Here is an 11,872-nt window from a genome sequence, read left to right on the forward strand (position 1 = left end):
GGATCAGACGAGGAAGTCGACCGAGGTGCGCGAGGAGACCACGTCGCGGATGAAGCCGGCGGCCTCGCGGTGCGCCGGGTGCACCTGGTACTGCTCGACACCGTCCTCGTCGTCGAAGTCCGCGACGAGCGCGACGTCGCCGAACGTGCCGGCGGAGACGACGTCGGTGCCGACCGAGAGGGAGCGGATCGAGGGGACGACACCCTCCAGCCCACCGAGGCGGCGCACGATCTCGGCGGCGTCGGCCGCCTTCTGCTCGGCATCCTCGGCGGACAGCTTCCAGACGACGACGTGGCGAACGGTCATGGGACGAGCTCCTCAGCATCGGTGAGCGCGGCGCGCAGCCGCTCGGGATTGACACGCCAATGCGCATGCAGATGACCGTCGATCAGCACGACCGGGATCTTCTCCCACCATCGCGCGTGGAGCTCGGGATCATCCTCGATGGAGGATTCGACGAGCTCGATGCGCTCGGCCTCGTCCTCCGGGAACTCCGCGAGCACCTGATCGACGACTCCGCGGGCGACGTCGCACAGGTGGCAGCCGTCTTTGCGGATGAGCGTGATCGTGGTCACGCACTCATCCTAGAAGGGACGCGGACACGCCCCCGCCCGCCGGCGCTCAGCGGTCGACGGGGAAGCCGGAGGAGATCCAGGCGCCGGTCCCGCCCTCGACGTTCGTCGCGTCGAACCCGCGGGCCTCGAGCGCCTCGACGACGCGCGCCGAGCGGCCGCCGACCTGGCAGATCACGTCGAACGCACCGTCGGGCAGCTGGTCGAGGAGGTCGCCGATGCGCGACATGGGGAGGTTCACCGCACCGGGCACGTGCCCGCCGGCGAACTCGTCGGGCTCGCGCACGTCGATGAGGGGGGTGGCCTCGCGGTCGCGCAGCTGCTGAACGGTGATCGACTTCATGCAGCCATTATCGGTGAAAACACGAAGCGCCCGTCCCGAGGACAGGCGCTTGGTGTGCGTTCGCCGCTTTACTTCTTGTTGCGGCGCTGGTGGCGAGTCTTGCGAAGCAGCTTGCGGTGCTTCTTCTTCGCCATGCGCTTGCGGCGCTTCTTGATGACTGAACCCACGGAGTTACCTCACTATGCGGAAAAATGCTTCGCGGCAGTCTATCCGACGTCGGCGATCGGCCGCTGCATGGCAGCGGTGACGGCCGACTGAGGGACCCGGTAGCTGCGCCCGAAGCGGACGGCGGGGAGCTCGCCGGAATGGACGAGACGGTAGACCGTCATCTTCGATACCCGCATGAGCTCCGCGACCTCGGCGACCGTCAGGAAGCGCACGTCGGACAGGTCGGACATGTCGCTCCCCTCAGTAGTGCCGGATGTCGCTGAATCGACACTCTAGGGGTGCGCGCGACGCCTGTAAACCCGAGTGGCTGGTGGGGCGAACCCGCTCAGGACGGGCTCTTCCGCGGCGCCCGCTCCCGCCACCCCCAACGTGAGAACGCGCCTATGTCATGAATGGACGGCATGTCTGTGACATACGCGCGTTCTCGCGTGAAGAGCGCTCTGGCTGGGCGGCTCCGGGGGAGAGAGAGTCGGTCAGCGACCGGGGAGCTTGCGCAGGGCGTTGGCGACCGCGTGCGTCGCGGATGCCGCGGCGCGGCCCACCACCTCGGCGGCGTGCGCCGCGGACTCGGGGAGCGGGACGGCCGGGAGACCGACCGACACGTCGTCGGGGAGGAACGGGATCAGCCAGTCGTCGACCTCGTCGAGCGGGGTCGGGGTGAGGCTGTAGTAGCGGTGCTGGCCCTCTTCGCGCACCGACACGAGCGCAGCATCCCGCAGCACCTTCAGGTGCTTCGACACGGTCGGCTGGCTGACGCCGAGCTCGCTCACGATGTGCGAGACGCTCGTGCCGCTCTCCCCCGCGGCGGACCGGTCCAGGAGGAACCGGAGGATGTCGCGGCGCGTGCCGTCTGCAATCACGTCGAAGATATCCGCCATGCCCATAGATTAGTCGGCGCGCTGGAGCGCATATCGGTCTTCGTCCGGAAGCGGCTCCCGAGTCGCCCGTGGGCCGAGACGGATCCGCTCCCCGCGCTCTAACCCTGGCCACGCACTTCGCGAGAACGCGCATATGTGCGTTCTGCACGGCGTGTCTGTGACATACGCGCGTTCTCGCGGAGGTGGGTGCGGGAGCCGGGCGCGCCCGGGGCGGGGCGGAGGCCAGGGTGGGGCGGGACCCGGGACCCGGGGGCGGGGCGGGGTGAGGGGTCAGCCGGCGAGCTCGCGGGCGCGGGCCAGGGCGGCATCCGTCGCCTCGGCGAACACCGCGTCCAGGTGGGCGGACTGCAGCACCGCGACGGCGCGCTCCGTCGTGCCTTTGGGGCTCGTGACGCGACGGCGCAGCTCCCCAGGCGCCTCGCCCGAAGCCGCGAGCAACGCCGCGGCGCCGGCGAAGGTCTGCTCGACCATGAGGCGCGCCTGCTCCTCGGTGAACCCCTTGCCCACGGCGGCGCGGGTGAAGTCCTCGACCAGGAGGAAGAAGTATGCGGGCCCGGATCCGGAGATCGTGGTGAGCGCGTCGATCTGCGCCTCCGGCACCTCGACCACGGTGCCGACGGTCTCGAACAGCCGCCGCACGAGCGCGGCGTCCTCGGCCGACACCCCGTCCGCCGCGGCGAGTCCGGTCACGCCCTTTCCGACGAGCGCGGGCGTGTTCGGCATCGACCGCAGCACCGGGATGCCGGGTCCGAGGATCTCCTCGAACGTCGCGATCGTCACGCCCGCGGCGATGCTCACGACAATCGTTCCCGGGCGCAGCGAGGTCGCGATCTCGCGCAGCAGCTCCGGCACGAGCGCGGGCTTCACCCCGACGAGCACGATGTCGGCCTCCGCCGCAGCGGTGCGGTTCGCGGCCGGCTCGCTCTCCAGCGCGACGCTGCGCACGCCCGCCAGCCCGTCGAGCGTGGCCGCGGACCCCGCCGTGCGGTTCGTCGCGGTGACGGCGGCGGCGAGACCCGAGGCCGCGAGTCCCTGCGCGATCGCCCCACCCATGGATCCCGCCCCCAGGATCGCGATCGGCGGGAGGTCGGGGGAAAACGGCGCCATTCGCCCATCCTACGAAAGCGCGGATGCGGCGCGCGCCCCGGGCGCCCGGCGGAGGGCGCTTCCCTAGACTCGACCCATGAGCGCATCCGGAGGCAGCAGGGCCATCATCGCGGCGCTGCTCGCGAACCTCGGAATCGCCCTCGCGAAGTTCGTCGCGTGGTTCGTGTCCGGCTCCGCATCGATGCTCGCGGAGGCGATCCACTCCCTCGCCGACTCCGGCAACCAGATCCTGCTGCTGATCGGCGGACGCCAGTCGCGGCGGGAGGCCGACCGCGAGCATCCGTTCGGATACGGCCGCGAGCGCTACGTCTACGCGTTCGTCGTGTCGATCATCCTGTTCTCCGTCGGTGGCGTGTTCTCGATCTACGAGGGCGTCGACAAGCTGGCCCACCCGCACGAGCTCGAGAACGTCTGGGTGCCCCTCGCCGTGCTGGTGATCGCGATCGTGCTCGAGTCGTTCTCCCTGCGCACGGCCGTGCGCGAGAGCAACCACCATCGCGCGAAGGGCCAGTCGTGGACCTCGTTCGTGCGCCGGGCCAAGGCCCCCGAGCTGCCGGTCGTGCTGCTGGAGGACGTCGCGGCCCTCACCGGCCTGGCGTTCGCGCTCCTCGGCGTCGGCCTGTCGGCGATCACGCACAACCCGGTCTTCGACGCGATCGGCACGCTGATGATCGGCTCGCTCCTCGTGCTCGTCGCGATCGTGCTCGGGATCGAAACCAAGAGCCTCCTCGTCGGCGAGGGCGCGACGGATGCCGACCACGCGCGCATCGTCGACGCGGTCACGGCCGGCCACGAGGCCGACCGCATCATCCACCTCAAGACCCTCTACCTCGGACCGGACGAGCTCATGGTCGCGGCCAAGCTTGCATTCCCGGCGGATCGCCCGCTCGTCGAGGTCGCCCGCGACATCGACGACATCGAGGCGCGCATCCGGTCCGCGGTCCCGGCCGCGCGCGTCATCTACCTCGAGCCCGACGTGGAACGGCCGGCGACGCTGTCCACCGAGGCGATCGTGGTGAAGTCCGTCGACTGAGTCGCGGCATCCGCGGTCGCGGGTCAGCGGCGGTCGGTGAAGAACGACTGGAGCAGCGCGGCGGCCTCGGCCGCGCGAACCCCGCCGACGACCTCGGCGCGGACCGGCAACCGCCGGTCGCGGAGCACGTCGTAGACGGAGCCCGCCGCGCCCGCCTTGTCGTCCCACGCCCCGAACACGACACGCGACACGCGCGCCTGCAGGATCGCGCCCGCGCACATCAGGCACGGCTCGAGGGTCACCGCGAGCGTGCAGCCCTCGAGGTTCCAGGAGCCGAGGGCGGATGCCGCGGCCCGGAGCGCCAGGACCTCCGCGTGCGCGGTGGGATCGTGAGTCAGCTCGCGCTCGTTGCGGCCCGCGCCGAGCACGGTGCCGTCCGCGGCCGCGACGACCGCCCCGACGGGGACATCCCCGTGCGCCCCGGCCTCACGCGCGAGCTCGAGAGCGCGGCCGACGAGCGCGGCATCGCCATCGGTCGCCGGCAGGGTCATGGCCCCACCCTACGGTCACGCGTCGATAGCCTGAGACCCATGCGCGTGCACGTCGCGGATCATCCGCTCATCACCCACAAGCTGACCGTGCTGCGGGACCTCGAGACCCCGTCGCCCGTGTTCCGCGAGCTCACCGCCGAGCTCGTCACACTCCTCGCGTACGAGGCGACCCGCGGCGTGCGCGTCGAGCCGATCCGCATCCGGACGCCGGTGACCGAGACCACGGGCGCCCGCCTCGCCGATCCGTATCCGCTGGTCGTGCCGATCCTCCGCGCCGGACTCGGGATGCTCGAGGGCATGACCCGGCTGCTGCCCACCGCCGAGGTCGGGTTCCTCGGCATGGCGCGGAACGAGGAGACGCTGCAGCCGACCACGTACGCGGAGCGTCTGCCGGCCGACCTCCGCGGTCGCCAGTGCTACGTGCTCGACCCCATGCTGGCCACCGGCGGCTCGCTCGGGGCCGCCATGGACTTCCTGTTCCGCCGCGGCGCGAGCGAGGTCACGGCCATCTGCCTCATCGCCGCGCCGGAGGGCGTCGCGGAGATCGAGCGCCGCGTCGCCGACCGTGCGGTCACGCTCGTCCTCGGCGCCGTGGACGAGCGCCTGAACGAACACGGCTACATCGTGCCGGGCCTCGGCGACGCCGGCGACCGCCTCTACGGCACCGTCGCCTAGCTGTTCTTCCCCGGCACGCCTGCCCGGCCCGCCGGCACGCCGGAGCCGCCGCTCGCCTGTGTCGCGCCCGTGCCGTCCGCGGCCCGGCCCGCCGGCACGCCGGAGCCGCCCCTCGCCGGCCCGCACAACTCCTGCATTCTGCGGCGGCGTGACCACGCGCGCCGCGGAATGCAGGAGTTGTGCGGGCGATCAGGGCGCACGGCGCGGCGCGAGCGCCGGCGGGGTCAGGACTCGGCGCCGACCAGGCGAGCGAAGGCGCTCAGCCGCGTCACACCCTCGGGAGTCCGCGGCAGATCGTCGAGCAAGCCCGGCGAGTACAGCAGGTAGGCCGCGACCTGCGCGCGCGAGATCGCGACGTTCAGGCGGTTCTGCAGCAGGAGGAACTCGAGCCCGCGCGGGGCATCGCGGCCGGACGACGCCGCCAGGCTCACGATCGACACGACCGCCTCCTGCCCCTGGAACCGGTCGACCGTGCCGACTCGGATACCGCCCAGGCCGGCATCCGCCAACGCCTCCTCGACCACGACCTGCTGCGCGTTGTACGGCGTCACCACGATGACGTCGGCCTCGGTCAGCGCCCGCTCGCTCTCGTCGACGTCGTGGAACGAGCGGCCGACGAGGCCGCGCACCAGCGCGACGACGTGCTCGGCTTCCTCGAACGAGGTCGTGGCGTTGCCGTGGTGCCGCAACGGCACGGGATGCAGCCCCGGCTCGACGCCGTCGACGGACCGCTCCGCCGCGCGGGCGTGCGCGCTGAGCCGGCCGTCGTACGACAGGACGGACACCGGGGCGGCGACCAGGGGATGCATCCGCCACGTGTGCTCGAGGAAGTAGCCGTACTCGGAGGGGATGACGGCCGCTCCGTCCATGACCCAGCCGAGCGCCGACGTGTCGACCGGCTCGGGATGCGTGCCCTGACTCACCTGCGGAAGCTGCTGGGGGTCACCGAGGAGCAGGAGCCGGGATGCCGCCACCGACACCGCGATCGTCGATGCGAGCGAGAACTGGCCCGCTTCGTCGATCACGAGCAGGTCGAGCGAGCCGCGCGGCACGCGGCCGGCATGCGAGAAGTCCCACGCCGTGCCGCCGAACACGAAGCCCTCCGGGTGCGCCGCCGTGAACTCAGCCACGCCGTTCTTCGCGATCACCGTGAACGGATGCTCCGCCTCGGCATCCTTCGGCGCCTTGGCGACCTGCTCGCGCGGGACGCCGGCCTCCACGATCCTCGCCAGCATGTGCTCGATCGTCGCGTGCGACTGCGCCACGACGCCGACCTTGTACCCGTGCTCCCGAACCAACCGCGCGACGACATGCGAGCCGACGTACGTCTTCCCCGTGCCGGGCGGGCCCTGCACCGCGAGGTAGCTGCGGTCGAGATCACGGATGCTGCGCGCGATCGCCGCGACATCGTCTCCCCTGCTCGGCACGAGCCCGGCCGTGACCGTGCGCGGCGGCGTGCGCCGCAGCACGTCCGTCGCCGGATCGCGCGGAAAGCCCGGGGCGGCCGCGAGCACGGCATCCGCCCACTCGTCGATCGCCGTCTGCTGACTCGCGGCCCGCGGGGGCGACGCGGGCGTGATCGCGATCGGCAGCGCGTCCCAGGTCTGGCCGTCGACCGCGCGCTCCTCCACCAGTGCGCCGTCGTCGAGCACCTCGAGCACCGTCGCGCGGTGGTCGGCGTGGATCCACCGCGGCGACGCCGTGAACGGGAACGGCGCGGGCAGGTCGTAGAGGAGCGAGGGGTCGGCGCCGACGCTCAGCCGCGTCCCGGGCGCGAGCTCGCCGCGCAGCTCCACGACGCGGCGGACCGAGCGGGGTCCGGGATGCCAGTCCTCCACGACGCGCGACCGCTCCGGGTCGACGACCACCACGTCGCGCGTCTCCTCCCACAGCGACACCGGCTCGCGCAGCCGGAGGAAGTGCGTGGCCCAGAACGTCTTCGCCTCGCGGGGGTAGTAGTCGATCGCCGCCGCCGCGAGGCGCAGGGCCTCCGCGTCGGCGACGTCGGTCGCATCCGCCCCGGTCGCGCCGGCGGACGCGCGGTCCTCCGCCCACGCCAGCAACGCGCCCGCACGCGGGGACGGCGCGTACCCGACGTCGTCGAGCGCGAGGTCGGCGGAGGGCACGAGCCCGGCCTCCCGCGCGCGGTCGACGAGCCAATCGCGCAGGCGCCGCGTGGAGACGCAGTCGTACCGGTTGTAATCGGCCAGGTCGTCGAGGATCTCGCGCGCCGCGGCATCCTCCCCGGCATCCTGCAGCAGGCGCGCCTCGACGTACCGCTCGATCGACTCGTCGCCCTTCTGCACGTCCTGCGTGCGAACCTGGTCGCCCATGTAGAGCGGCTCGAGCTTCTTGATCGAGTACGACCGCGACCCCACGCGCAGGGAGCGGCGCACGATCGGATACAGGTCGACGAACACGCCATCGCGCAGGAGCGTGTCGACCTCAGCCTCGCCCACGCCGTGCCGCGCCGCCATCGCCAGCAGGTGCGTGGGCTCGTACGGCGCGTAGTGGTAGATGTGCATGCCCGGATGCTGTGCGCGCCGCAGGCGCACGAGCTCGAGGAACTGCACGAGGGCCGCCCGCTCCTGCGCGAAGTCGTGCGCCCAGAGGCGGGAGTACACCTCGCGGTCGTCCACCCAGCCGAACAGGTAGTCGAGGCCCCAGACCGCGGGCCGACCGGCGATCGGCGCCCCCTCCGTGTAGAGCGGATCGCCCTCGAAGTCGAAGAACATGTCGCCGTGATCGGGCCGCGGCAGGGCACCGAGCGCCTTCGGGAAGACGACCTCGTATGTGGGGACGGGCGGATGCGCCGCGGGCGCGGGCGCGACCACCCCCGCCGGGCTCTCCAGCTGAACGCGCGCCTGCGTGCGCAAGGACGCGAAGACCTCGGCGCCCATCCGCGGCGGCGGATCCGCCGCCCGGGCGAGCGCGTCGATCGTGTCGACCCCCGCCGCGCGCAGGCGGGCGCGCTGCACCGGCCGCATCCCGGCGACGAGCAGGAGGTCACGGTGAGCGACGACCTCGAGCTCGCAGGTCGCGCACCGGCCGCACGCCGCGACGCCCAGCTGGCCGCGCTCGTCGCCCCACGCGATCGGCTCCCCCGCGGCGCCCGCGACGGGCCTCCGGTCGGCGATGAGCGCCCGCAGCCGGGAGCGGCGCAGGCGGAACACGGGGAGGATGTCGCGGACGTCGTGGACGCTCGTGGATCCGTCGCCCAGCAGCAGCTCGACCCGGTCGGCGCGGGGGACGCCGAGACGGTCGAGCTGGTCCGCATACGCGGCGAGCTGAAGAAGGGCCGTCACGCGGGCGTGCCGCGCGAGCTTGGTGTCCTGCACGATCCACGCGCCGTCCGCCGCGCCCTCGTCGCGCACGAGGAAGTCGGCGAACCCGACGAACTCGTCGGTCGCGAACGCGGCCTGGTAGACGACCTTGGCGCGAGGGTCGGCGAGCGCTCGCTCGGTGGCCGCCACGGCGGCCGCAAGCCCTTCCGCATCGCGCGACGCCGTCTCGGGGATCTCCACGACCGCGTCGCCGAACCGCGCTCGGTACTCGGCGAGAACGCGCCGCTCGTGCGCCGTCCCGAGCCGCGCCGCGCGTTCGAGCGTCGCATCCTCCGGCTCCTCCACGGCGGGCACGCGGCCGAGCTTCGCGTCGATCGCGCGCAGCCACGCGAACTCGCACTCGGCCGCCGCTTTGAGGTCGCTGGCGCTCCAGACGACCCGCCCGTCGCTCTCGATGTACCGCATACCGTCCTTACGTCGTGCGCACGGACACCCGCGCCTCCGGCAGCGTACCCGCGCCCCCCGACACCCCCCGTTCACCTGCCGCGACTACCGTCGCCGCGAGGCTGGGGGACGAATGAAGCGCATACTCATGGTGGCGACGGTCGCGGTTGCACTGCTGTTGACGGGCTGCTCGGGCGACTACGTCGAGACGACGGGACAGGGGCAGGGTGATTCCGCGACGGTCGCGCAGGCGAAAGTCGGGCTGCTGTCGATCATCTGCGCAACGAAGCGCTATTCCGACGACCTCACTCGGGTCGCCCGGTCGGAGATGTCGCTCGACACCTTCCGCGCTCTTCAGTCCGAGGCCGCCGACGGGTCGAACCTGTTCACCCGGAGCGCCGCTGAGATACGACAGCCGTCGACGCCGTGGCCGGCCGGCACGGAGGCCGACGCCGAAGCGGTAGCGGGGTTCTACGACCGTGGAGCGGCGGCCTTCGACCATCTCGCCCACTTCAACACCCTGAGTGAAGCAGGCGCTGTCGTCACGGAGCTCGAAAGCCTCAGCGATCCGGCCACGGCGGACGCGTTGGGACGTCTCGAAGCCGCCGTCGGGATCAGTCCCGACCTCGCCGGAGAGTGCGCCGCGCACGGCACCTGATCCGGCGCGGGGGGTCGGGCGCGGGGCGAGGTGCCAGACTGGGGGCGTGAGCGAGGCACTGCCGTTCGAGAGCGCGTACCGGCACGGGTTCGCGCGGGTCGCGGCGTGCACGATCCCGGTCGCCATCGCGGATCCGGCGGCGAACGCCGAGGCTGTGCTCGCCACGGCGCGCGCGTGCGACGCGGATGCGGTCGCGGTGGCCGTCTTCCCGGAGCTTTGCCTGACCGGCTACGCGATCGACGACCTCGTCCTGCAGGACGTCGTGCTCGACGCGACCGTCGTCGCGATCGAGCGGATCGTGGCGGCATCCGCCGAGCTCCTGCCCGTGCTCGTCGTCGGCGCACCGCTGCGCGCGGGCGGGCGCCTCTACAACTGCGCCGTCGTGATCCACCGCGGACGGATGCTGGGGGTCGCGCCGAAGTCGTATCTCCCGACCTATCGCGAGTTCTACGAGCGGCGCTGGTACGCGCCCGGCGACGACCGGGCGGGCGGGCGGATCCGCGTCGGCGCGTGGGACGTGCCGTTCGGGCCGGATCTGCTGTTCAGTGCGACCGACGTCCCCGGACTCGTCGTGCACGCGGAGGTGTGCGAGGACATGTGGATCCCCATCCCGCCGTCGTCGTCCGCGGCTCTCGCCGGCGCCACGGTGCTGCTGAACCTCTCCGGCAGTCCCATCACGATCGCACGCGCCGACGACCGCAACGTGCTCGCGCAGGCCCAGTCCCTTCGCTGCCTCGCCGCCTACGCATATGCCGCCGCCGGCATGGGCGAGTCGTCGAACGACCTGTCGTGGGACGGCCAGACCATGGTCTACGAGCGAGGCCAGCTGCTCGCGACGACGGAGCGCTTCCCGGACGGGCCGCGCCGCTCGGTCGCCGACGTCGATCTCGACCGGCTCCGGCAGGATCGCGTCCGTCAGGGCACCTTCGACGACAACCGCCGCACCCACGAGCCGGGCTTCCGCACGGTCGAGTTCACGCTCGATCCGCCCGCGCGCGACATCGGCCTGCGGCGCGAGATCGCGCGCTACCCCTTCGTGCCGAACGATCCCGCGCGACTCGCGCAGGACTGCTACGAGGCCTTCAACATCCAGGTCTCGGGGCTCGTGGAGCGGCTCGCCGCGATCGGCAACCCCCGGCCCGTGATCGGCGTGTCCGGCGGCCTCGACTCCACACACGCGCTCCTCGTCGTCGCGCGGGCGATGGACCGGATGGGCCGACCGCGGAGCGACATCCTCGCCTACACGCTCCCGGGCTTCGCGACCTCCGACCACACGAAGTCGAACGCGCTCGCCCTCGCCGAAGCGGTCGGCGCGACGATCGAGACGATCGACATCGCGCCCGCCGCGACCGAGATCCTGCGCGGCATCGGGCATCCGTACGCGGAGGGCGAGCCGCTCTACGACGTGACGTTCGAGAACGTGCAGGCCGGCGTCCGCACGGACCTGCTCTTCCGGCTCGCGAACCGCCACGGCGGGATCGTCATCGGCACCTCCGACCTCTCCGAGCTCGCGATCGGCTGGGCGACGTACGGCGTCGGCGACCAGATGAGCCACTACGCCGTCAACGTCGGCGTGCCGAAGACGCTCATCCAGCACCTGATCCGCTGGGTGATCGCGGCCGGCGAGGGCGTTGACGCGCGCACCACGGACGTCCTCCAAGCCGTGCTCGACACCGAGATCAGCCCCGAGCTCGTACCCGCCGGCGCGGACGGTGCCGTCCAGTCGACCGAGGGAACGATCGGTCCGTACGCGCTCCATGACTTCGCGCTCTTCCACGTGCTGCGGTACGGCATGCGACCGAGCCGCATCGTGTTCCTCGCGGAGAAGGCGTGGGCGGATGCCGCGGCGGGCGCCTGGCCTCCCGGATACCCGGAGGACGAGCGCGGCGCGTTCGACCGCGCGACGATCGTGCGCTGGCTGCGCGTGTTCCTGCAGCGCTACTTCGGCTTCGCGCAGTTCAAACGGACCGCCATCCCGAACGGGCCGAAGGTGAGCCCCGCCGGCTCCCTCTCCCCACGCGGCGACTGGCGCGCGCCGTCGGACGGCACCGCGCGCCCCTGGCTCGCAGAGCTCGACGGCGTCTTCCCGCCCGAGCCCTGACCACTTCCCGCCCGAGCCCTGCCACCTCGCCGCCCGAGCCCTGACCACCTCGCCCTGAGAACGCGGTTTTGGGGGGCGAAAAAGGGGGAGTGTGTGTCCCAACCCCGGGGAAGGGGGG

Annotated in this window: 13 protein-coding genes; 4 read left to right on the forward strand and 9 right to left on the reverse strand. The window is 72.2% G+C overall.

The features are described from left to right. Positions 1–3 precede the first annotated feature (3 nt). The 7 genes from ABCS02_RS10160 to proC form a co-directional block, all read right to left on the reverse strand. Positions 4–306 (reverse strand): Dabb family protein, encoded by a 303-nt coding sequence (locus ABCS02_RS10160; protein ID WP_345835520.1) that lies wholly within the window; start codon positions 304–306, stop codon positions 4–6. Continuing rightward, positions 303–575 (reverse strand): glutaredoxin family protein, encoded by a 273-nt coding sequence (locus ABCS02_RS10165; RefSeq protein WP_345835521.1) that lies wholly within the window; start codon positions 573–575, stop codon positions 303–305. Before ABCS02_RS10165 ends, ABCS02_RS10160 begins: the two co-directional genes overlap by 4 nt. A 46-nt stretch (positions 576–621) precedes the next feature. Next, positions 622–915 carry a rhodanese-like domain-containing protein gene (locus ABCS02_RS10170; protein WP_345835522.1) on the reverse strand — a complete coding sequence of 98 codons (294 nt, stop codon included), beginning with the start codon at positions 913–915 and terminating at the stop codon, positions 622–624. A 68-nt stretch (positions 916–983) separates the two neighbouring features. Further along, positions 984–1,082, reverse strand: coding sequence for an AURKAIP1/COX24 domain-containing protein (locus ABCS02_RS10175; RefSeq protein ID WP_003792170.1), 99 nt, complete (start codon positions 1,080–1,082; stop codon positions 984–986). A 39-nt stretch (positions 1,083–1,121) separates the two neighbouring features. After that, positions 1,122–1,313, reverse strand: coding sequence for a helix-turn-helix domain-containing protein (locus ABCS02_RS10180; RefSeq protein WP_345835523.1), 192 nt, complete (start codon positions 1,311–1,313; stop codon positions 1,122–1,124). Positions 1,314–1,556: 243 nt separating this feature from the next. Then, on the reverse strand, positions 1,557–1,961 hold the full coding sequence (locus ABCS02_RS10185; protein ID WP_345835524.1) for a metalloregulator ArsR/SmtB family transcription factor: 405 nt from the start codon (positions 1,959–1,961) through the stop codon (positions 1,557–1,559). Between the two features lie 270 nt (positions 1,962–2,231). Further along, on the reverse strand, positions 2,232–3,068 hold the full coding sequence (gene proC / locus ABCS02_RS10190; RefSeq protein WP_345835525.1) for a pyrroline-5-carboxylate reductase: 837 nt from the start codon (positions 3,066–3,068) through the stop codon (positions 2,232–2,234). A gap of 76 nt (positions 3,069–3,144) precedes the next feature. Between proC and ABCS02_RS10195 the strand changes: the two genes are divergently transcribed. Further along, positions 3,145–4,101 (forward strand): cation diffusion facilitator family transporter, encoded by a 957-nt coding sequence (locus tag ABCS02_RS10195; RefSeq protein WP_345835526.1) that lies wholly within the window; start codon positions 3,145–3,147, stop codon positions 4,099–4,101. 23 nt (positions 4,102–4,124) lie between these two features. Here the strand turns inward: ABCS02_RS10195 and ABCS02_RS10200 are convergent, their stop codons facing one another. After that, positions 4,125–4,592, reverse strand: a complete 468-nt coding sequence (locus tag ABCS02_RS10200) for a nucleoside deaminase (protein ID WP_345835527.1) — start codon at positions 4,590–4,592, stop codon at positions 4,125–4,127. A gap of 39 nt (positions 4,593–4,631) precedes the next feature. Here ABCS02_RS10200 and upp point away from each other — a divergent pair, with 39 nt between their 5' ends. After that, positions 4,632–5,267, forward strand: coding sequence for a uracil phosphoribosyltransferase (upp, locus tag ABCS02_RS10205; RefSeq protein ID WP_345835528.1), 636 nt, complete (start codon positions 4,632–4,634; stop codon positions 5,265–5,267). 224 nt (positions 5,268–5,491) lie between these two features. Here upp and ABCS02_RS10210 read toward each other — a convergent pair whose 3' ends face one another. Further along, positions 5,492–9,016, reverse strand: a complete 3,525-nt coding sequence (locus ABCS02_RS10210) for a TM0106 family RecB-like putative nuclease (protein WP_345835529.1) — start codon at positions 9,014–9,016, stop codon at positions 5,492–5,494. A 127-nt stretch (positions 9,017–9,143) separates the two neighbouring features. Between ABCS02_RS10210 and ABCS02_RS10215 the strand changes: the two genes are divergently transcribed. Together ABCS02_RS10215 and ABCS02_RS10220 are read left to right on the forward strand one after the other, a co-directional pair. Next, positions 9,144–9,653 (forward strand): hypothetical protein, encoded by a 510-nt coding sequence (locus tag ABCS02_RS10215; protein WP_345835530.1) that lies wholly within the window; start codon positions 9,144–9,146, stop codon positions 9,651–9,653. A 46-nt stretch (positions 9,654–9,699) separates the two neighbouring features. Then, positions 9,700–11,754 (forward strand): NAD(+) synthase, encoded by a 2,055-nt coding sequence (locus tag ABCS02_RS10220; protein ID WP_345835531.1) that lies wholly within the window; start codon positions 9,700–9,702, stop codon positions 11,752–11,754. Positions 11,755–11,872 lie beyond the last annotated feature (118 nt).

It is taken from the genome of Microbacterium sp. X-17, from assembly GCF_039615055.1.

Coding starts and splice junctions, on each gene's coding strand:
- ABCS02_RS10160 (WP_345835520.1), bottom strand. CDS start 306: ATGACCGTTCGCCACGTCGTCGTCTGGAAGCTGTCCGCCGAGGATGCC.
- ABCS02_RS10200 (WP_345835527.1), bottom strand. CDS start 4,592: ATGACCCTGCCGGCGACCGATGGCGATGCCGCGCTCGTCGGCCGCGCT.
- ABCS02_RS10210 (WP_345835529.1), bottom strand. CDS start 9,016: ATGCGGTACATCGAGAGCGACGGGCGGGTCGTCTGGAGCGCCAGCGAC.
- ABCS02_RS10195 (WP_345835526.1), top strand. CDS start 3,145: ATGAGCGCATCCGGAGGCAGCAGGGCCATCATCGCGGCGCTGCTCGCG.
- upp (WP_345835528.1), top strand. CDS start 4,632: ATGCGCGTGCACGTCGCGGATCATCCGCTCATCACCCACAAGCTGACC.
- proC (WP_345835525.1), bottom strand. CDS start 3,068: ATGGCGCCGTTTTCCCCCGACCTCCCGCCGATCGCGATCCTGGGGGCG.
- ABCS02_RS10185 (WP_345835524.1), bottom strand. CDS start 1,961: ATGGCGGATATCTTCGACGTGATTGCAGACGGCACGCGCCGCGACATC.
- ABCS02_RS10170 (WP_345835522.1), bottom strand. CDS start 915: ATGAAGTCGATCACCGTTCAGCAGCTGCGCGACCGCGAGGCCACCCCC.
- ABCS02_RS10180 (WP_345835523.1), bottom strand. CDS start 1,313: ATGTCCGACCTGTCCGACGTGCGCTTCCTGACGGTCGCCGAGGTCGCG.
- ABCS02_RS10215 (WP_345835530.1), top strand. CDS start 9,144: ATGGTGGCGACGGTCGCGGTTGCACTGCTGTTGACGGGCTGCTCGGGC.